The following is a 20,236-nucleotide window of genomic DNA, read 5'->3' on the forward strand; positions in this document are numbered from 1 at the left end:
AGATGATTGACCGCTATATTCACTTCTACAACCATGAGCGCATTCAGCTAAAAACGGGAGAGGCGCCGCTGGCGCGACGCCTCTCCGCTTAAAACTTCATGTTTTCCTATATCGGTGCCTTTTTGTGCTGTCCGCACAATCTGGGGCGGTTCATCCTGTGGCAGGAAAGGGGCTGTTTTGATGAAAATTTATTTCAGAGTGTCCCGGATCAGGCGGAGCATATTACCAGAGCAGATCTTGTCGATCTCGTCGTCGGTGAAATGGGGCTTGAGGGCATCCACGATCAGGGGAAGGCCGGTGTAATCCTTGAACTCCAGCGTGGAAGTGATGCCGTCAAAGTCCGAGCCAAAGCCCAGAGCATCCAGGCCGGCTTTGTCACGGATGTGGAGCATGTGCCGGACCACCGACTGAATGTCGGTATATTCCGCACCTTCGTTGAGGAACTGGGAGGCAAAGTTGATGCCTACGACGCCGCCCTTTTCGCCCAGGGCATGGAGCATCTCGTCGGTCAGGTTGCGGGTGTGGTTGCACAGGGCCCGGCAGCAGGAATGAGAGGCGATGAAGGGCTTTTTGCTGTGCTTCACCACATCCCAGAAACCGCCGTCGGACAGATGGGACACATCCACTAGCATACCCATTTCGTTCATCCGCTCAATGCAGTCCAGGCCGAACTGCTTCAGGCCCCGGTTCATGATCTCCGGATCTTTGGAGTTGGGGAAGCCCAGGCTGTTTTCATAATTCCATGTGAAGGAGATCAGGCGCACGCCTTTCTGATAAAACTCCTCCAGGCGCTCCATTTTGCCCTCCAGGGGCACGCCATCTTCCACGGTGAGAACGCTGGAAACTTTGCCAGCTGCTTTGTTCGCCATGATGTCATCGTAATTGCAGGCCGGAGCCAGCACATCCTTGTTGGCTTCCAGCTCTTTCAGATAAGCCTTGTAGACAAACTGGAAATAGTCATAGGGAGGCAGGGTGACACCTTTGCCGGCACCGCTGTCGTGGGTGGGGATGAAGATGGCAAAAAATTCTGCCATGGCGCCGCCGCGGATCAGTTTTTCCATGTTGATGTGGCCCGGGTTATTTTGCAGGGTCACTTTTCCCTCCGAGCGGGCGATGCACTCGCCCATGGTGTCGCAATGGGTGTCGATGAAACGCATTTCCATGATCTTGTTCACCTTTCTATAATAAATAATATGGAACACCGCAATAAGAATTACAGGGGATAGAGATCGGCCAGAAGGTATCGCTCCCCGCCGTCGGGGAGGATGGTCACCACGGTTTTCCCCGCCGCTTCTTCCCGGCAGGCCACCGATACCGCGGCGGCCAGAGCGGCGCCGGAAGAAATGCCGCACAAAAGACCTTCGGTGCGCCCCAGTTCCCGGCAAAGCTCCAAAGCATCCGGGGTGCGCACCCTTATGATCTCATCGATGAGGGGCACATTGAGGATGGGAGGAACGAACCCTGCTCCCAATCCCCGGATGGCGTGGGAAGAGGGCAGGCCGCCGGAAAGCACCGGGGAGTCATTGGGCTCCACCGCGATCAGACGGCAGTCCATGCACCGGCTTTTGATAAATTCGCCGCAGCCGGTGAAAGTGGCTCCGGTGCCGATGCCGCAGACAAAATAATCCACCTGGGGAACATCCTGCAAAATTTCCGGACCGGTGCACCGGCGGTGGATCTCGCAGCCCTGGTCGTTTTCAAAAGGAGAAGGCATGAAAGCCCCTAGTTCCTTTTGCAGCTGCCGGGCTTTTTCCAAAGCTCCCGGCAGGCCCTCTCTGCCTGGGGTGAGCACTACTTTGGCGCCATAGGCTTTCAGCAGCTGGGTGAGGGGCGGCTCCACTCCCTCCGGCATGACGATATAGGCCCGCAGGCTCAAAGCGGCACAGGCCATGGCCAGAGAAATGGCGGTGTTGCCGCCGGTGGCTTCGATGACGGCGCCCCCCGGCAGAAGATTCCCTTCTTCCATGGCGGCCAGCAGCATGGAAAACACCGCCCGGTCTTTCACCGAGCCGGTGGGGTTAAAGCACTCCAGCTTGGCCAGGATGGGGGTGCGGCAGCCGTAAAGGGCGCTGAGTTTTGTAAGACGCAGAAGGGGCGTACGGCCCGTCAGCTGGGCTACAGAATCGTAAATTGCCATAAAAATACCCCTCCTTCTTGTGTAATTCTACTATTATTCTGAAATACTGGCAACTGCGGAAAAATATATTTAGAAAAAATGTAGAAAATCCAATTTCCAACTTGTTTAAAGTTATCAAGAATGTTAGAATACAAGTGTAAGAAAGAAAAGTAATTGGAGCCAGGGGGGTTTCAATTCTTTTTTCTATGTCGTCAAAGCAGGAGAAAGCTGAAAACGACGATTTTATTGCAGGAGGAATCGTTATGCACAAGAAGCTCTTTATCCCCGGTCCGGTGGACGTGCGCCCGGAAGTTCTGGCCAAGATGTCCACCCCCATGATCTCCCACCGCGGCAAGGCTGCCACGGAGCTGGGCAAGGATGTCTGCACCAAGCTGCAGAAGGTCTTCCAGACCAACAATGTAATCGTGCTGTCCACCACTTCCGGCTCCGGCCTGATGGAAAGCGCCATCAAGTGCTGCACCGCCAAGCGCGCTGCTGTCTTCTCCATCGGCGCCTTCGGCGACAGATGGTATAAGATGGCTGTGGCCAACGGCGTTCCCGCCGACAAGTTCCGCGCCGAAGATGGTCAGGCCACCGATCCCAAGCAGGTGGACGAAGTCCTGGCTACCGGCAACTATGACCTGGTTACCATTACCCACAACGAGACTTCTGTGGGCATCATGAACCCCATCCGCGAGATCGCTGAAGTCGTGAAGAAGTACCCCGATGTGGTCTTCTGCGTGGACACCGTTTCCTCCATGGGCGGCACCAGCATCCCTGTGGACGAGCTGGGCATCGACTTCTGCATCACTTCTACCCAGAAGTGCCTCGGCTGCCCTCCGGGAATGAGCGTGGCTTCCGTTTCCAAGAAGGCCTATGAGCGGGCCAAGACCGTTCCCAACCGCGGCCTGTATCTGGACATCGTGGAAATCTATGACAAGGTCGTCAAGGATGACAAGTATCAGTATCCCTCCACCCCCAGCGAGTCCCATATGTTCGCTCTGCAGGAAGAGCTGACCTACATGCTGGAAGTGGAAGGCCTGGAGAACCGCTATGCCCGTCATCTGGAGATGGCCGAGTATATCCGCGCCTGGGCCAGAAAGTATTTCGCCATCTTCTCCGATGAGAGATACCTGAGCCCCACTCTGACCACCATCAAGAACACCCGCGGCATCAGCGTGGCCGACCTGAACAAGAAGCTGGGCGAGAAGGGCATCGAGATCTCCAACGGCTACGGCGATCTGAAGGAAAAGACCTTCCGTATTTCCCATATGGCTGACATGACCATGGACGACATGAAGCTGGTCACCTCCGCCATCGAAGAGGTTCTGGGCCTCTAAGCCACAGGGCACCACAATAAAAAACAATATGCGGAAAGCAAGTGGCGAATGTTCTGCGTTCGCCACTTGCTCCATCCGCCCCAATGAAAAAAGGAGAATGCAATTATGATCCGTGTACTCGCTTCCGATGGGATGAATAAAGCGGCTGCTGCCGATCTGCGTGCCAAGGGTTATGAAGTTGTAGAGCAGTTCTATGAGCCCGAAGATCTGAAGCGCGAACTGGCCAACTATGATGTGCTGGTCGTTCGTTCTGCCACCAAGGTCCGCGAGCCCATCATCGATGCTGCTGTGGAAGCCGGTCGTCTGAAGCTGGTCATCCGTGGCGGTGTTGGCGTGGACAACATCGATGTGAAGTACGCCGAGAGCAAGGGCCTGAAGGTCACCAACACCCCCAAGGCTTCTTCTGACTCTGTGGCTGAGCTGGCTCTGGGCCACATGCTGGCCATGGCCCGCTATATCAGCATTGCCAATGTGACTATGCGGGAAGGCAAGTGGGAAAAGAAAAAATATGAAGGTGTGGAGCTGGCCGGCAAGACTCTGGGCCTCATCGGCATGGGCCGTATCTCCCAGTCCATCGCCCGCAAGGCTACCGCTCTGGGCATGAAGGTCATGTACACCGATATCTTCGAGATCAAGGGCCTGCCTGAAGAGTATGTGTGCGCCACTCAGGAAGAAGTGCTGAAGAATGCTGACTTCGTCTCCCTGCACATCCCCGCTGCCAAGGACGGCAAGCCTGTGATCACTGCGGAGCATCTGGCTATGATGAAGCCCACTGCCTTTATCGTCAACACCGCCCGGGGCGGCCTGATCGATGAGGACGCTCTGGTGGATGCTCTGGAGCAGGACAAGCTGGCTGGCGCCGCTCTGGATGTGTTTGCCAAGGAGCCCCTGCAGAACGAGCGCGTCATGAACTGCCCCAAGATCTCCCTGACCCCCCATATCGGCGGTTCCACCAAGGAAGCCCAGGGCCGCATCGGCCAGGAGATCGTTGAGATCATCGAGAATTTCTTTAACAAATAAGGAGAGTACAAAATGGCAGTCGTAAGACCCTTCCGGGCGATCCGTCCCACCAGCGAACTGGCTGACAAAGTGGCGGCCCTGCCCTATGATGTAATGAACAGCGAGGAAGCCCGCCAGATGGTGGTGGGAAACCCCTATTCTTTCCTCCATGTGGACAAGGCGGAGATCGACCTTCCCCCCTCCATCGACCACTACGACAAAAAAGTGTATGAGAAGGCCCGTGACAATCTGAATAAGATGATCACCGATGGCGTCTATATCCAGGATGAGAAGCCCTGCTTCTACCTGTACAAGCAGGTGATGGACGGCCGTCCTCAGGTGGGCATCGTGGGCTGCGCTTCCATCGACGATTACATGAACAATGTGATCAAAAAGCATGAGCTCACCCGTGCCGACAAGGAAGAGGACCGGGTCAACCATGTGGACTACTGCAATGCCAACACCGGCCCCATTTTCCTGACCTACAAGGCCAGAGGCGCCATCAATGCCATTGTGGAAAAGACCATGGCTCAGGCTCCTGTGTATGACTTCGTTTCCGACGGCGTGCAGAACACCGTTTGGGTCATCACCGATGAAGCCGACATCGAAACCATCGGCAAGGAGTTTGTGGCAGCCGGCGACCTGTATATCGCTGACGGCCATCACCGCTGCGCTTCTGCGGCCCGCGTGGGCAAGATGCGCCGGGAGCAGAACCCTGGCTACACCGGCGAGGAAGAGTTCAACTACTTCCTGGCTGTGCTCTTCCCCGATGAGCAGCTGTATATCATGGACTACAACCGGGTTGTCAAGGATCTGAACGGTCTGAGCGACGAAGAGTTTATGGAAAAGATGAAGGGTATGTTCCACATCAAGGAGTATTGCGGCGAAGGTCAGTATCGGCCCGAGAGCAAGCACACCTTCGGTATGTATCTGAACGACAAGTGGTATATCCTCACCGCTCATGGCGACATCTATGATCCCAACGATCCTGTGGATCAGCTGGATGTTTCCATCCTCCAGAAGAATGTTCTCGATCCCCTGCTGGGCATCAAGGATCCCCGTACCGACAGCCGCATCGACTTCATCGGCGGTATCCGCGGTCTGGGCGAGCTGGAGAAGAGAGTCCACGAGGGCATGAAGGTGGCATTCGCTATGTATCCCACCTCCATCGAGGAGCTGATCAACATCGCCGACGCCGGCAAGATCATGCCTCCCAAGTCCACTTGGTTTGAGCCCAAGCTGATGAGCGGCCTGTTCGTCCACCAGCTGTAAAAAGAAATATTTTCCCTTGAGGAAAATCAAAACTCCCGCCTGGAAACAGGCGGGAGTTTTTGCGTTTCGTTGACAAGATGATTTTTCTTGTGATAGGACGAAGAAAAAAAGAGAGGGGGGAGGGCGCGAAAATACTGAAAACAACGAAAGAGGATTTTTATGATTATAGAAATGAACGAAGCATACCGCTCCCTGGTGGTGCGGGATGTGGAAGAGGAATGGGCCGGCCCCTTGGTGGTGACCAGAGGACAGGTTTATGATACCCGGCATTGTCCCGGGCTGATCGCGGTGGAAGAGGGAAAGCTGACAGGCTATCTGCTCTATCGGCCTAAAAACGAAGAATGGGAGATCCTAGTGCTCCACGCCTTGGAGAAAAATCGAGGCATCGGCACTGCTTTGATTGACGCATTGGCCGAAAAAATGAAGGCAGCCGGAGGGAAGAGACTTTCAGTGGTGACCACCAATGACAACATTCCGGCCATTCTCTTTTATCAGCGCCGGGGATTTTCTCTGGGTGAAGTGGGATTCAACGCTTTGGAAGAGACGCGAAAGATCAAGCCCGGTGTGCCTGAAATCGGATGGGAAGGGATTCGCCTTTCCCATGAGCTGGTGTTTTTCCGATCTTTGTAAGTATACAAAAAAAGGACGCCTCAGGCGTCCTTTTTTTGTCGTTTTCTGGCATACAGACGGCAAAGAAGATATCGGGCCAGGAAGGCAGCCGCTGTGCCAAGAAGGATGCCGCCCAGAACATCGGAAGGATAATGGACATAAAGGTAAAGGCGGGAGAAGGCCATCAGAGCGGTAAAGATACAGGCGATGATTCCCGCCTTTTTGTGATAAAACAGCAAACTCACTGCCACGGCTGTGGCGCCGAAGGTATGACCGGAAGGGAAGGAAAAATCCCCCAGCCGGGGCACCAGAAGCTGTGTAAATCCGTTGGCTTCATAGGGCCGGATCCGGCCGATCAATGGCTTTAAGGTCAAATTGCCTGCCAGAAGGCAGAAAATCAAGGCCAAAGCGGCGTTTCGGCCGGCACGGCGGGTTTTGGGAAAGCAAAGAAGCAGGGCGGCCACCAGAATATAAAACCAGCCGCCGTTTCCTAAAATCGTAAACCGAGGGAAAAACCAGTCCAGAAAATCACAGCGGAGATGCTGTATGGCATTCAAAATGCCGTTATCCAGAGAAAGAAGAAAATCCATGTCCGCCTCTTAAAACAGTTGGATGGCGCCCAGCAGACCATAGGAAGCCACTGTCATAATGACTCCGGCGGCAAAGACGCCGGCAATAACGGCAGGCAGGGCATACCGCATTTTTATGTCCAGAAGAGCGGCGATCAAAGAGCCGGACCAGGCCCCGGTGCCGGGCAGGGGAACGGCTACAAACAGAAACAGGCCCACGGCAGAATATTTCTGCACGGTCACCTTGTCGGCTTTTTTCATCAGCCGATCCTCCACTTTTTGTGTGAAGCCGGCAAGCAGACGAGTGGTTTTCAGCCAGGTGAAAATGGGCCGGGCCAGCAGAATCAGGAAGGGCACGGGAAAAATGTTCCCCAGGAAGGAGACCAAAAAGGCATGCTGCCAGGGGATCCCCATGGCGGCGCCAAAGATGATAGAGCCGCGCAATTCGATGAAGGGGATCATGGAAATGATGAAAAGTGCAAAGTCCCTGCCACCAAACAGGAAAAAGTCAAAAATCCGTTGAATGATCTGATCCACAGTGTCTCTCCTTTAAAAGTCGTGATGAGGACCCGCTCAAGGGGTCGAATACAATCATTATATCGGATAGCTGGAGTCGATTCAACTGAGAATAAAAAATTTACAATCTTTTGATCCTGGGATTTCTTTCGAAGATTGCAAGAGCAGTGGAAGAATGTTATACTAATATATTATGATAAAATTATGATTAAGCCTCAGCGGCTGTTTCGGAAAGGAATCTTGTTTATGAGTGATTTTGTGTTGAGTTGCTGCTCCACAGCAGATCTTTCCATGGAGCACCTGAAGAGCCGGGATATTCAGTATATCTGCTTTCACTATTCCCTGAATGGACAAAGCTATCCCGATGATCTGGGGCAGACCATTCCTTTTGACCGTTTCTATCAGGCCATGGCCGATGGGGCGGAGACCAAAACATCCCAGGTCAATGCGGAAGAATATGTGGCCTATTTTACTCCCTTTTTGGAGGCGGGAAAGGATATCCTCCATGTGACGCTGTCCTCGGGGATTTCGGGCACCATCAATTCGGCCCATGTGGCCCGCCAGGAACTGGCGGAGAAATTCCCGGATCGGAAGATCTTCATTGTGGATTCTCTGGGAGCTTCCTCGGGATATGGCCTTTTGATGGATAAATTGGCCGATCTGCGGGATGAGGGTATGGAAGTGGAAGAGCTGGCCCGGTGGACCGAAGAAAACCGGCTGAATGTGCACCATTGGTTTTTCTCCACCGACCTTAGCTTCTATGTGAAGGGAGGACGGATCTCCAAGGCTTCCGGTTGGTTTGGTACGCTGCTCAACATTTGTCCGCTGCTGAATATGGATGATCAGGGCCGCCTGATCCCTCGCTTCAAAATCCGGGGGAAAAATGCGGTTATCCGTGAGATTGAAAAAAAGATGGAGGAATTTGCCCAGAACGGCAAGAACTATGACGGCAAATGCTATATCTCCCAGTCGGCTTGCTATGAGGATGCTCGGGCGGTAGCCGATCTGGTGGAGCAGAATTTCCCCCATCTCAATGGCAAAGTGATGATCAACAGCATCGGCACGACCATCGGCAGTCATACCGGCCCCGGCACTGTGGCCCTCTTTTTCTGGGGGAGCAAACGGGAAAAATAGTATTCAGATCAGAAAAGCCCGCCAGAACACGGCGGGCTTGCCCATGTCGAAAAAGTGGCCTTCGCCACTTTTTCGAGTTTTTGCAAGGGTCTGCATGCAGCCGATTGCCCCCTTTCAGCGGTCAACCGGCCACACTTGTCTCTTGAGAGGTGCAAAAACCGATGCACAGGTCGTCGGTTTTTGCGGATTGATGAGGGGTAGGGCAAAAGAGGTTTTTACATAATAATGGTTGGTCGACAGACGGAAGCCCGCCGGAACACGGCGGGCTTTCACTGTTTATTGATTTTTTGCACGGTGCTATGCTATACTTTATAATTGAGGAAATATAGGGCAAAGCCCTTTTGCATGACGCACTTCCCTCCGGGCGGGAGAGGCGATGGATGATTTTGTCCGGGAAAGAGGAAAGAAAATGACAGAACAAAGTAAAATTCGCAATTTTTCCATTGTAGCTCATATTGACCATGGCAAATCCGTCCCCAGTGAGCTGTGCTCCCTGGGGGCCCCTTGGGATTGGAAATTCCAGCCGGAAATCAATTCCGTCTGGAAGGGTTCGGCCCGGAGGGCCGTCCCATCTTCGATGGGGTCCCTGCGTGGATTTGCTGTAAGGAGGAGCCTTGGATGACAGAACAAAGTAAAATTCGCAACTTTTCCATTGTAGCTCATATTGACCATGGCAAATCCGTCCCCAGTGAGCTGCGCTCCCTGGGGGCCCCTTGGGATTGGAAATTCCAGCCGGAAATCAATTCCGTCTGGAAGGGTTCGGCCCGGAGGGCCGTCCCATCTTCGATGGGTCCCTGCGTGGATTTGCTGTAAGGAGGAGCCTTGGATGACAGAACAAAGTAAAATTCGCAATTTTTCCATCGTAGCTCATATTGACCATGGCAAATCCACGCTGGCCGACCGGCTGATGGAGGCCTGCGATGCGGTTTCCGACCGGGAAATGGAAGATCAGCTGCTGGATAACATGGATCTGGAGAGAGAACGGGGCATTACCATCAAAGCCCGGGCCGTACGGCTCAATTACAAGGCCCAGGATGGAGAGACCTATGCCCTCAATCTGATCGATACCCCGGGCCATGTGGACTTCAACTACGAGGTGTCCCGCTCTTTGGCCGCTTGTGAAGGGGCCATTCTGGTGGTGGATGCTGCCCAGGGAATCGAAGCCCAGACTCTGGCCAACACCTATCTGGCTTTGGAGCATGACCTGGAGATTTTGCCGGTGCTGAATAAAATCGATCTCCCCGCCGCTGATCCTCAGCGGGTCAAGGGGGAGATCGAGGATATTATCGGTATCCCTGCTTTGGATGCACCGGAGATCTCGGCCAAGATGGGGCTGAACATTCCGGCGGTGCTGGAGGATATTGTGCAGAATGTTCCGGCGCCCAAGGGCGATGCTCAGGCGCCGCTGCGGGCATTGATCTTTGACAGCCAATATGACCCCTACCGGGGCGTCATTGTCTACTTCCGGATTATGGAAGGCACACTCTCCACCGGTATGAAGGTGAAGCTGATGGCCACCGGCGGAGAATACGAAGTGCTGGAATGCGGTTATCTGCTGCCCATGGGAATGGGCCCCTGTGAGACCCTGACCGCAGGAGAGGTGGGGTATTTCACCGCTTCCATCAAAAATGTGAAAGACACCCGGGTGGGTGATACCATCACAGAGGCCGCGCGTCCCGCTGCGGAGCCTTTGCCCGGTTATCGTCCGGCCCAGGCCATGGTATATTGCGGCGTTTACACCGAGGACGGCTCCAAATATCCCGATTTGCGGGACGCTTTGGAAAAACTCCAGCTGAATGATGCTGCGCTGTCCTTTGAGCCGGAATCGTCAGCGGCCCTGGGCTTTGGCTTCCGCTGCGGCTTTTTGGGGATGCTCCATATGGAGATCATCCAGGAGCGTCTGGAGCGGGAGTTTGATCTGGATCTGGTGACCACCCTGCCTTCGGTTATTTACGAGATCACCAAAACCGATGGTACGGTAGTGCGGGTGGACAATCCCCACAACTATCCGGATCCCGGTTCCATCGCTCTGTCCAAAGAGCCTTATGCCAAGGTATCCATCATTGCGCCGCCCGATTATGTGGGCAATATTATGCCCATGTGCCAGGAGCGGCGGGGCGAATTTAAAGATATGCAGTATCTGGATCAGAATCTGGTGGAGCTGCACTATCAGATGCCCCTGGGTGAGATCATTTACGACTTTTTCGATGCGCTGAAAGCCCGCACCAAGGGATATGCTTCTTTGGATTATGAGATGTCCGATTATCGGGAAAGCGATCTGGTGAAGGTGGATCTGCTGCTCAATGGAGAGCAAGTGGATGCTCTGTCCTTCATTGCCCATCGGGAAAAGGCATACAGCCGGGCCCGGCGAATCTGTGAAAAGCTGAAGGAAAATATTCCCCGTCAGTTGTTTGAGGTTCCCATTCAGGCGGCCATCGGCGGGAAGATCATTGCGCGGGAAACGGTAAAAGCCATGCGGAAGGATGTGCTGGCCAAGTGCTATGGCGGCGACATCACCCGGAAAAAGAAGCTGCTGGAAAAGCAGAAAGAAGGCAAAAAGAAGATGCGGAGCCTGGGAAGTGTGCAGCTTCCCACCGAGGCCTTTATGGCAGTGCTGAAGCTGGACGAAGAATAATTCATCTTCTTTTTGCCTGGGGCCCCACAAAGTGGGGCGGCGCAAGTGCGCCGGAGGGCGCAGGGGCAATTCATTTGCCCCGAGCCAGTCTGATTTAAGGGGCCCCCGCAAAAGGAAAACCTTTTGCGGGGAGATAAAAAGAAGATGCGGAGCCTGGGAAGTGTACAGCTTCCCACCGAGGCCTTTATGGCAGTGCTGAAGCTGGACGAAGAATAGGCCCTGGGCCCGTGGCCTGAGCAGAGTGAGGCAGCTGAAACGAAGCAGCCTGGGTGAAGGCCGACATGGCCGTCCGGACACCGGACCAATTCATTTGCCCCGAGCCAGTCTGATTTAAGGGGCCCCCGCAAAAGGAAAACCTTTTGCGGGGAAATAAAAAGAAGATGCGGAGTCTGGGAAGTGTACAACTTCCCACCGAGGCCTTTATGGCAGTGCTGAAGCTGGACGAAGAATAGGCCTTGGGCCCGTGGCCTGAACGAAGTGAGGCAGCTGAAACGAAGCAGCCTGGGTGAAGGCCGGTATGGCCGTCCGGACACCGGACCAATTCATTTGCCCCGAGCCAGTCTGATTTAAGGGGCCCCCGCAAAAGGAAAACCTTTTGCGGGGAGATAAAAAGAAGATGCGGAGCCTGGGAAGTGTGCAACTTCCCACCGAGGCCTTTATGGCAGTGCTGAAGCTGGACGAAGAATAGGCCCTGGGCCCCGTGGCCTGAACAGAGTGAGGCAGCTGAAACGAAGCAGCCTGGGTGAAGGCCGATATGGCCGTCCGGACACCGGACCTGGACGAAGAATAGGCCCTGGGTCCGTGGCCTGAACGAAGTGAGGCAGCTGAAACGAAGCAGCCTGGGTGAAGGCCGGTATGGGAGGCCGGACACCGGCCCTGGACGAAGAATAGGCCCTGGTCCCTGTGGCCTGAACAGAGTGAGGCAGCTAAAACGAAGCAGCCCGGGTGAAGGCCGATATGGCCGTCCGGACACCGGACCAATTCACTACCGTTCGGACATCGGCCCCGTGGCCTGAACAGAGTGAGGCAGCTGAAACGAAGCAGCCCGGGTGAAGGCCGACATGGCCGTCCGGACACCGGACCTGGATTGGGAGGAATGATGGGGATTATGGGATTTCGCAAAAAGCAGCCGCCCAAGCCGGCGATCCGGCAGAGCCTGGGTGTCTATATCCATGTACCATTCTGCCGGAAGAAATGCGCATATTGCGATTTTTATTCCCGGCCCTGTAAGGATGAAGGGCTGATGGACCGATATGTGCGGGCTGTGGAACGGCATTTTGGTGACTATTTCCGTGGCAGCGAAAGTTTTGATATCGATACCGTTTATTTTGGCGGCGGGACCCCTTCTTTGCTGGGAGGGAAGCGTTTGCGGCAGCTGCTCAATGCTTTGGAGAAAACCGGAGGCATTGCCAAAGGCGCTGAGATCACCGTGGAATGCAATCCGGAAAGCGTGGATAAAAAGATGCTCCGCACCTTGTTCAAGGCTGGAGTCAACCGGCTTTCCATGGGTGTCCAAAGCGCTCACGACGAGGAGCTTCTGGCCCTGGGCCGGCTGCACACCTTTCAGCAAGCCCGCCAGGCGGTGGCCGACGCCAAGGAAGTGGGGTTTTCCAATATCTCTTTGGACCTGATTTACGGTCTGCCCGATCAGACGATGGAACAGTGGAAAGATTCCGTAGAAAAGATCATCGCTCTGGAGCCTCAGCATATCTCTGCCTACGCTCTCAAGCTGGAAAAGGGTACGCCGCTGTATGAAGAAAATCCGGAACTCCCTCCGGAGGATGTACAGGCCGATATGTATTTTTACGCAGTGGAAAGGCTGCAGCAGGCGGGATTTGAGCAATATGAGATCTCCAATTTTGCGCAGAAGGGCTACCGTTCCCGGCATAACAGCCGCTATTGGGATCTGTCCCAGTATCTGGGGTTCGGTCCTTCGGCCCATAGCTTTTTCGGCGGCCGCCGCTTTTCCTTTATCGCCGATACCCAAGGGTATATCGACGGGGTGGAGGGCAACGGCCCGCTGCTGGAAGAGGCCGAGGAAGTGGCCAGTTTCCATCGGCACGGGGAATACATTATGCTGAAACTGCGCACCACCGATGGAGTGGATGAAGAAGAGTTTTACCGCCGCTTCCGGCTGGAGTTTACTCCCTATGCTCAGCGGCTGAGCAAATACATCCAGGCAGGCTACTGCCAGAAAGAAGGAGGAGTGTGGCGGCTGACACCCAAGGGGATGATGGTTTCCAATGCCATTTTGACCGATGTGCTGGAAAGCGAACTGCTGTAACAGAAAAGAAAAATGAAAAACGGGGAAGAGGTTTGAAAAAATGAAGGACAATCACCGTCAGGAAGGCTATGGCCTGCGGATCGTGCTGATGCTGTTGGGGTTGTTTCTGTGTGCTTTGGGCAGCGTGATCACCATGCGGGCCAATCTGGGCTTTGTGCCTTGGAATGTGTTCCATCAGGGCATCCACAATGTGACAGGAATCACCATCGGTACTGCCAATACTTTGGTTGGAGTCTGCATTTTGTGTATCGATCTTTTGCTTCGTGAACGGATCGGATTGGGAAGCATCTGCAATATGCTGCTCATCGGTCCCTTTACTGATTTTGTCATCTGGACCGATTTGCTGCCCACCATGGACACCTGGTATACCGGCCTTCTGATGCTGGTAGCCGGTATGATGGTGGTAGGTTTCGGCACCTATCTCTATATCCGCTCCCAGTTCGGCGCCGGTCCCCGGGACAGCCTGATGGTGGCCACTGCACGGAAGACCCATTTCAAGCCCGGTTACTGCCGGATCGCCATTGAAGCCACGGTCACCCTTCTGGGCTTCTTTATGGGTGGGCCTGTGGGGCTGGGCACTCTGATAGGCGCTTTTGGTCAGGGTCTGTGCCTCCAGCTGATCTTCCAGCTGACTCGCTTTAAACCCACCGAGATCCGCCATGAGAACTTTGTGGATCTGTGGCGCAATCTGAAAGGCGGACAGGCCGCTGGAAAGAAAATCGGATAAGGAAATTATCTTCAAAAACCGTCTGCCTTTTGGTAGGCGGTTTTTTGCTGCGTGCATAATATGAAATTTGTGAACAAAAATATAATTCGTAAAAATGATTATATAAACATCTTGACAAAAGTTGAAATTGGGTGCATCATAAGCATGAGGAAAGCACAGGAGGTGCAAAATGAAAAAGACATTATATAGCCTGATGCTGTCGGAGGATGTGGTACGGGCGGTGGATGAGCGGGCTCACCAGTTGGGCCTGAGCCGTTCGGGACTGGTCAACCAGATCCTGGCCCAAAGCCTTTCCGTAGCCACTCCCGAAAGCCGGATCAACGATATTTTTCAGCAGATGGAGGCCTTGATGGCCCCGGTGAAAGAGTTGGTACCCTTTTTCGCACCCAATTCCCCCACCATGTCCTTAAAGTCCAGCCTGGCCTATAAATACCGGCCCACAGTGAAATACGAAGTGGAGCTGAGCCGGGGCGGAGAAGGAAAACTGGGGGATCTGAGTGTGGTATTCCGTACCCAGTCGGCCCAGCTCATCGCCGATATGACCGATTTCTTCCGCCTGTGGGTGGGCATCGAGAATGCTCATCTGGCTCCCTTGCTGGGGGCAAGGCTGGAATGCGCTTTATACGAAGGAAAATTCCTGCGGCCCATTCCTCTGCCCTGCAGCCGCAACTGCTCGGCCCAGGACATTGCCCAGGCCCTTTCCCAGTATGTGCAGCTGTTTGACCGGCTGCTGAAAGGGTATCTTTCCGGGGATCTTTCTCCCCAGGATGTGGAAAAGGCCTATTGCGAGGACCTGAAAACCAGAACACTGTACCTTTAAAAATGAGGTGAAGAACAATGAATGCCAATCGCTATACACAGAAAACGCTGGATGCCATCCGCACAGCCCAGCAGATGGCCCAGGAAAATCAGAATCAATATGTGATGCCGGAGCATCTGCTGTATGCTCTGGTGGATCAGGACGGCGGGCTCATCGGTTCCCTTTTGCGGAAGATGAATGTGGATCAGGACGGCCTTTTGGCCCAGCTGGATACCATGATCGGCAACCTGCCCAAGGTCACCGGCAGCAACACCCAGGTGTACGCCGCGCCGGAAACCAGCCAGGCTTTGGATTTTTCCGAGAAGATCGCCGAGAAAATGGGAGACAGCTATGTGTCGGTGGAACACCTGATGCTGGCTTTGCTGGACAAAGGCCCGGCTTCCTTGCGGAAAATGCTCTCTTCCCGGGGAGTGACCCAGGATCGTTTCACCCAGGAGCTGGCCAAAGTGAAAAGCGGCCCGGTCAACTCCGACAACCCGGAGGACACCTATGACGCTTTGCAGAAATACGGCACCGATCTGGTGGAACGGGCCCGCAGCCAGAAGCTGGACCCGGTGATCGGCCGGGATACCGAAATCCGCAATGTGGTGCGCATTTTGTCCCGGAAGACCAAGAACAATCCGGTGCTCATCGGTGAGCCTGGTGTGGGCAAGACGGCCATTGCCGAAGGACTGGCCCAGCGGATCGTCCGGGGGGATGTGCCTGAGGGTTTGAAGGACCGGACAATCTTTTCCCTGGATATGGGCGCGCTGATCGCCGGCGCCAAATACCGGGGCGAATTTGAAGAGCGGCTCAAGGCAGTGCTGGAGCAGATCCGTAAATCGGAAGGGAAAATCATCCTGTTCATCGATGAGCTGCACACCATTGTAGGCGCCGGCAAAACCGAAGGCAGCATGGATGCAGGCAATTTGCTCAAGCCCATGCTGGCCCGGGGCGAACTGCACTGCATCGGCGCTACAACCCTGGATGAATACCGGAAATACATCGAAAAAGACGCCGCTTTGGAACGCCGGTTCCAGCCGGTGATGGTGGATGAACCCACAGTGGAGGACACCATTTCCATTCTCCGGGGTCTGAAAGAGCGGTATGAAGTTTTCCATGGCGTGCGCATCCACGACAATGCTTTGGTTGCGGCGGCCACGCTGTCCCATCGTTATATCACCGACCGTTTCCTGCCGGACAAGGCCATCGATCTGGTGGATGAAGCCTGCGCCATGATCCGTACGGAGATCGACTCCATGCCGGCCGAACTGGACGATCTGCGGCGGAAGATCATGCAGCAGGAAATTGAGGAAATGGCCCTGAAGAAGGAAGAAGATCAGTTGTCCAAGGATCGTCTCCAGCAGCTGGCCAAGGAACTGAGCGAGGAAAAAGACCGCTTCAATGCCATGAAAGCCCGCTGGGAGGCCGAAAAAAGCGGCGTAGATCGGGTGAAAGAGCTGAAGAGCCAGATCGAGCAGATGCACGGAGCGATCGAGCAGGCCCAGAACAGCCTGGAATATGAAAAGGCTGCCAAGCTGAAATACTCCGATCTGCCTGCATTGGAAAAGCAGCTCCAGCAGGCCGAGAGCGAAAGCGAGAAGCACACCGAAAACACGCTGGTGCACGACACCGTCACCGAAGGGGAGATCGCCGATATTGTAGCCAAATGGACCGGTATCCCGGTGAGTCGCCTGATGGAAGGAGAACGGGAGAAGCTGCTGCACCTGGACGAAGTGATCCACAAACGGGTGGTGGGCCAGGATGAAGCGGTGCGCCTTGTTACCGAAGCCATTCAGCGTTCCCGGGCAGGTATCGCCGATCCGGGCCGGCCTATCGGCAGCTTCCTGTTCCTGGGCCCCACCGGTGTGGGCAAAACCGAGCTGGCCAAATCCCTGGCCGACTGCCTCTTTGACGATGAACACAATCTGGTGCGCATCGATATGACGGAATATATGGAGAAGTTCTCGGTGTCCCGCCTCATCGGCGCCCCTCCGGGATATGTGGGGTATGATGAGGGCGGACAGCTCACCGAAGCGGTGCGCCGCAAGCCTTACAGCGTGGTGCTTTTTGACGAGGTGGAGAAGGCCCATCCCGATGTGTTCAATATTTTGCTCCAGATCCTGGACGACGGCCATATCACCGACAGCCAGGGCCGGAAGGTGGATTTCAAAAATACTATCATCATCCTCACCTCCAACCTGGGCAGCCAGGAGCTGCTGGGCGGCATCAGCCAGGACGGAGAGATCTCCGAAGGGGCGAGAAACGCCGTGATGGGTCTGCTGAAGCAGTCCTTCCGTCCGGAGTTCCTTAACCGTCTGGACGAAGTGGTTCTCTTCAAGCCCTTGACCAAGGAAAACCTGACGGGCATCATCGATATCCTTATGGCCGGACTGAGAAAGCGGCTGGCGGATAAGACCCTGACCCTGGAAGTGACCGGGCAGGCCAAGGATCTGCTGATCCAGCGGGGATACGATCCCATCTATGGCGCCCGGCCTCTCAAGAGATATCTGCAAAGCAGTGCCGAGACGCTGATTGCAAAATCCATCCTGCGGGGCGACTTGCCTGCGGGCAGCACTCTGGTGCTGGATGTGGAAGATGGAGAGCTTACCTGCCGGAAAAAGTAAAGAAAAAGGACCCGAAAGGGTCCTTTTTTGAGCGTGTCGAAAAACTTATATGATGAAAAAAGACCGTTTGCCCTACTCTTCATCAATCCGCAAAAAGCCGCGACCTGTGCGTGGCTTTTTGCACTTCTCAAGGGGCAAGTGTACGCCAAAGGCGTGCATGCAGCCCCTTGTAAGAACTCGAACAAGTGACCTCCGGCCACTTGTTCGACATGAAAAAAGGACCCGAAAGGGTCCTTTTTTTATGTGCGAAAAGACGGAAAAGACCAGGGAGACAGAGTATGGTAGAGGAAAGGGCCGGAGAAAGGAGGGAAGAAAATCGGCCTGGAAAGGAGGAGAAATGGACATACAGTACAAGGCTTGTGCACCGGAAAACTACACCCGGGGCCGGAAAGAGCCTGTTCGCTTTCTGGTCATTCACTATACGGCCAACGATGGGGATACCGCCCAGGGCAATGCTGCCTATTTTGCAAGGGAAAACGGAGGGCATACCTCGGCTCACTATTTTGTAGATGAAAAGGAGGTATGGCAAAGCGTAGGGGAGGGGGATACCGCCCATCACTGCGGCGCCCAGAACTACCGCCATCCCCTTTGCCGCAACCACAACAGCATTGGCATCGAGCTGTGCAGCCGGAAAGGGGCGGAGGGCTATTATTTTCTTCCCCAGACGGTGGAGCGGGCCATTTTGCTTACCCGTCTGCTCATGGGAAAATACGGTCTGGGACCGGAAGATGTGCTGCGGCATTACGATGTGACGGGAAAAAACTGTCCGGCCCCTTTTGTGGAGAATCCGGAAGCGTGGAAAGATTTTCAAAACAGACTGCAAGAGGAGGAATGGGAAATGGAACTGCCTGCATGGGCAAAAATCACCTATCATTGGCTGGATGAGATGCCGGATTGGGCCAGAAACGCGGTGAGCAAAGCGATCGCCCAAGGCGTGATTGATACCAATGAGGACAACTCAGTAACCCTGCCTGGTCTGAATCTTCAGACCATTGTGTGGATGGACAGGGCGGGGCTGCTGGGTCAGAAAGAGGGATGATGAATGGATAAACTGTTGGAAGTGAAAAAGACGGTTACCGCTTTGATGGCGGCCCTTTCGGCCTTTTTGGGCTGGATGGGCTGGCTGGTGGTGCTCTATGCTGTGAGCATGGGCATCGACTACCTTACCGGCAGCGCTCTTGCGGCCAAAAACGGAGACTGGCAAAGCCAGAAGGCCCGGGAGGGATTGTGGCACAAGGCCGGCAGCATTCTGGCGGTTATCGTGGCCGCTTTGGCCGATTTTCTCCTGGGGCTGGTGCTGAAAAACCTGCCTTTGAGTTTGCCTTTTACCTACACCGTGCTTTTGTGCCCGGTGGTGCTGGTGTGGTATATCCTCACCGAAATGGGAAGCATTGTGGAAAATGTGGGAGAAATGGGAGCACCCGTGCCGGCATTTTTGAAAAATATCATTGCGGCTCTCCATACCGGTGTGGAAGAAAGCGGGGACCATCTGGCGGGGAAAAAATAAAGAAAAGGCGCGGAAACCACGCTCCGCGCCTTTTTTTAATCTTTTCGGTATTTTTTAGGGGTAAATTTCTGTTTGGCCAGCCGCTTGGTCATTTCCAGCTGGTTTTCCAGGCTGGCACGCAGTAGTTGGCGGGTTTCCTCATCCAATGGCTCTCCGTCAAACATCAGACCGTCACCGGCTTCTTCCAGCAGGGCCAGGGTTTCCGACAGCTTTTGGGCCACATCCCGCACCGGTGGATCGTCCGGCAGAGGCGCTTGTCCCGGAGCCTCCACCAACTGGGCTTTGGTAATGCCGAAATATTGGGCCAGCAGTTGGATCTTATCGATGCGGGGATAGGCATTGCCGCTGATCCACTCACACACGGTGGAGTAGGGCACCTGCAAGGCACTGGCGATCTGCTTACGGCTGACACCCAGCCGGGCCATTTGCCGCTTGATATTTTCCCCCATGATTTTTTTATTGCCCAGATCGTTCATACAATCAACCCCTTGATACAATTATACGATATTATCGTATAAAACGCAAGAGCTCAAGGAGAAAATACGATTTAATTGTTGACAAAACGATTAAATCGTATTACAATAAGTGCAAGATCAGAAAAGGAGTGAAGAACAGATGGCATTGACATTGCGTGCGGCCCGGATCAACAAGGGCCTGAGCCGTCAGGAGGCGGCAAAACTGCTGGGGGTGGGAGTTTCCACCATCGGCAATTATGAACGGGGCGTATCCTATCCTGATGTACCGGTGATCCGGAAAATGGAGCAGGTTTACGGCATTCCCTACGGAGAGATGATCTTTGGGACGGGGAAGGAAGAAAATGCAGATGGGGGAGAGTAAGCAGCTGCTTTTTCAGGCGGCTGCTTTGTGGGAACAAATCGGAGAAAAGCGGCTCTACATAGGCCCTGAAGGGGTGATGGTGCCGCCGGAAACCTTTTTCGCTGTGTTTTCCTATTGGGAGGACGGCGGCCAGCAGCTGGAGGACGGCCGGAGGCTGCTTCACACCAAGCTTCAGGGCGTGCCGGTTTATTGCTGGGGCCGGGTGAGCTGAGCCTTTGGAAAACCGTTGCAATCTCCCGTTCCCTTTGCTACAATCAAGACAGAG

20 protein-coding genes are annotated in these 20,236 nt (G+C 54.4%); 15 read left to right on the forward strand and 5 right to left on the reverse strand.

The annotated features are described in order from the left end of the window. Nucleotides 1-188 precede the first annotated feature (188 nt). Complete coding sequence (locus H6A25_RS06600; RefSeq protein WP_204751178.1) at nt 189-1,163, reverse strand: dipeptidase; 975 nt, start codon at nt 1,161-1,163, stop codon at nt 189-191. A 50-nt stretch (nt 1,164-1,213) separates the two neighbouring features. Further along, a complete protein-coding gene (locus H6A25_RS06605; RefSeq protein WP_204751179.1) occupies nt 1,214-2,137 on the reverse strand; it encodes a PLP-dependent cysteine synthase family protein in 924 nt (307 codons plus the stop codon). Between the two features lie 242 nt (nt 2,138-2,379). Here H6A25_RS06605 and H6A25_RS06610 point away from each other — a divergent pair, with 242 nt between their 5' ends. The 4 genes from H6A25_RS06610 to H6A25_RS06625 all read left to right on the forward strand — a co-directional run bounded on the left by H6A25_RS06610 (nt 2,380) and on the right by H6A25_RS06625 (nt 6,357). Beyond that, nucleotides 2,380-3,456: a pyridoxal-phosphate-dependent aminotransferase family protein gene (locus H6A25_RS06610; protein WP_204751180.1), complete on the forward strand. Its 1,077-nt coding sequence runs from the start codon at nt 2,380-2,382 to the stop codon at nt 3,454-3,456. Between the two features lie 105 nt (nt 3,457-3,561). Then, a complete protein-coding gene (locus H6A25_RS06615) occupies nt 3,562-4,476 on the forward strand; it encodes a D-2-hydroxyacid dehydrogenase (protein WP_118428539.1) in 915 nt (304 codons plus the stop codon). A gap of 12 nt (nt 4,477-4,488) precedes the next feature. Then, entirely contained in the window at nt 4,489-5,727 is a 1,239-nt protein-coding gene (locus H6A25_RS06620) for a DUF1015 domain-containing protein (protein WP_204751181.1), read from the forward strand. Nucleotides 5,728-5,886: 159 nt separating this feature from the next. Next, nucleotides 5,887-6,357 (forward strand): GNAT family N-acetyltransferase, encoded by a 471-nt coding sequence (locus tag H6A25_RS06625; protein ID WP_204751182.1) that lies wholly within the window; start codon nt 5,887-5,889, stop codon nt 6,355-6,357. A gap of 20 nt (nt 6,358-6,377) precedes the next feature. On the opposite strand, the gene H6A25_RS06630 is transcribed toward H6A25_RS06625, so the two are convergent. Both H6A25_RS06630 and H6A25_RS06635 read right to left on the reverse strand, forming a co-directional pair. Then, nucleotides 6,378-6,926: a phosphatase PAP2 family protein gene (locus tag H6A25_RS06630; RefSeq protein ID WP_204751183.1), complete on the reverse strand. Its 549-nt coding sequence runs from the start codon at nt 6,924-6,926 to the stop codon at nt 6,378-6,380. 9 nt (nt 6,927-6,935) lie between these two features. Beyond that, nucleotides 6,936-7,442 carry a COG2426 family protein gene (locus tag H6A25_RS06635; protein ID WP_345941589.1) on the reverse strand — a complete coding sequence of 169 codons (507 nt, stop codon included), beginning with the start codon at nt 7,440-7,442 and terminating at the stop codon, nt 6,936-6,938. A 225-nt stretch (nt 7,443-7,667) separates the two neighbouring features. Between H6A25_RS06635 and H6A25_RS06640 the strand changes: the two genes are divergently transcribed. The 9 genes from H6A25_RS06640 (at nt 7,668) to H6A25_RS06680 (ending at nt 19,134) form a co-directional block, all read left to right on the forward strand. Continuing rightward, nucleotides 7,668-8,555: a DegV family protein gene (locus tag H6A25_RS06640; RefSeq protein WP_204751184.1), complete on the forward strand. Its 888-nt coding sequence runs from the start codon at nt 7,668-7,670 to the stop codon at nt 8,553-8,555. A gap of 618 nt (nt 8,556-9,173) precedes the next feature. Continuing rightward, nucleotides 9,174-9,368: a hypothetical protein gene (locus tag H6A25_RS06645; RefSeq protein ID WP_204751185.1), complete on the forward strand. Its 195-nt coding sequence runs from the start codon at nt 9,174-9,176 to the stop codon at nt 9,366-9,368. Between the two features lie 13 nt (nt 9,369-9,381). After that, nucleotides 9,382-11,190: a translation elongation factor 4 gene (lepA, locus tag H6A25_RS06650; RefSeq protein WP_204751186.1), complete on the forward strand. Its 1,809-nt coding sequence runs from the start codon at nt 9,382-9,384 to the stop codon at nt 11,188-11,190. Nucleotides 11,191-12,298: 1,108 nt separating this feature from the next. Beyond that, nucleotides 12,299-13,474 carry a radical SAM family heme chaperone HemW gene (gene hemW / locus H6A25_RS06655; protein WP_204751187.1) on the forward strand — a complete coding sequence of 392 codons (1,176 nt, stop codon included), beginning with the start codon at nt 12,299-12,301 and terminating at the stop codon, nt 13,472-13,474. A 40-nt stretch (nt 13,475-13,514) separates the two neighbouring features. Beyond that, entirely contained in the window at nt 13,515-14,201 is a 687-nt protein-coding gene (locus H6A25_RS06660; protein WP_204751188.1) for a YczE/YyaS/YitT family protein, read from the forward strand. A gap of 169 nt (nt 14,202-14,370) precedes the next feature. Next, entirely contained in the window at nt 14,371-15,021 is a 651-nt protein-coding gene (locus H6A25_RS06665) for a CopG family transcriptional regulator (protein WP_204751189.1), read from the forward strand. Between the two features lie 17 nt (nt 15,022-15,038). Then, a complete protein-coding gene (gene clpB / locus H6A25_RS06670) occupies nt 15,039-17,627 on the forward strand; it encodes an ATP-dependent chaperone ClpB (protein WP_204751190.1) in 2,589 nt (862 codons plus the stop codon). A 337-nt stretch (nt 17,628-17,964) separates the two neighbouring features. Beyond that, nucleotides 17,965-18,666, forward strand: a complete 702-nt coding sequence (locus tag H6A25_RS06675) for a peptidoglycan recognition protein family protein (protein ID WP_204751191.1) — start codon at nt 17,965-17,967, stop codon at nt 18,664-18,666. Between the two features lie 3 nt (nt 18,667-18,669). Further along, nucleotides 18,670-19,134 (forward strand): phage holin family protein, encoded by a 465-nt coding sequence (locus H6A25_RS06680; RefSeq protein WP_204751192.1) that lies wholly within the window; start codon nt 18,670-18,672, stop codon nt 19,132-19,134. A 35-nt stretch (nt 19,135-19,169) separates the two neighbouring features. Here the strand turns inward: H6A25_RS06680 and H6A25_RS06685 are convergent, their stop codons facing one another. After that, entirely contained in the window at nt 19,170-19,610 is a 441-nt protein-coding gene (locus tag H6A25_RS06685) for a helix-turn-helix domain-containing protein (RefSeq protein WP_204751193.1), read from the reverse strand. Nucleotides 19,611-19,749: 139 nt separating this feature from the next. Here H6A25_RS06685 and H6A25_RS06690 point away from each other — a divergent pair, with 139 nt between their 5' ends. Beyond that, on the forward strand, nt 19,750-19,971 hold the full coding sequence (locus tag H6A25_RS06690; RefSeq protein WP_243423271.1) for a helix-turn-helix domain-containing protein: 222 nt from the start codon (nt 19,750-19,752) through the stop codon (nt 19,969-19,971). Further along, complete coding sequence (locus H6A25_RS06695; RefSeq protein WP_204751194.1) at nt 19,958-20,182, forward strand: hypothetical protein; 225 nt, start codon at nt 19,958-19,960, stop codon at nt 20,180-20,182. Before H6A25_RS06690 ends, H6A25_RS06695 begins: the two co-directional genes overlap by 14 nt. Nucleotides 20,183-20,236: the final 54 nt, after the last annotated feature.

Source organism: Intestinimonas butyriciproducens (assembly GCF_016901775.1).
In the GTDB taxonomy this organism is placed as follows: domain Bacteria; phylum Bacillota; class Clostridia; order Oscillospirales; family Butyricicoccaceae; genus Pseudobutyricicoccus.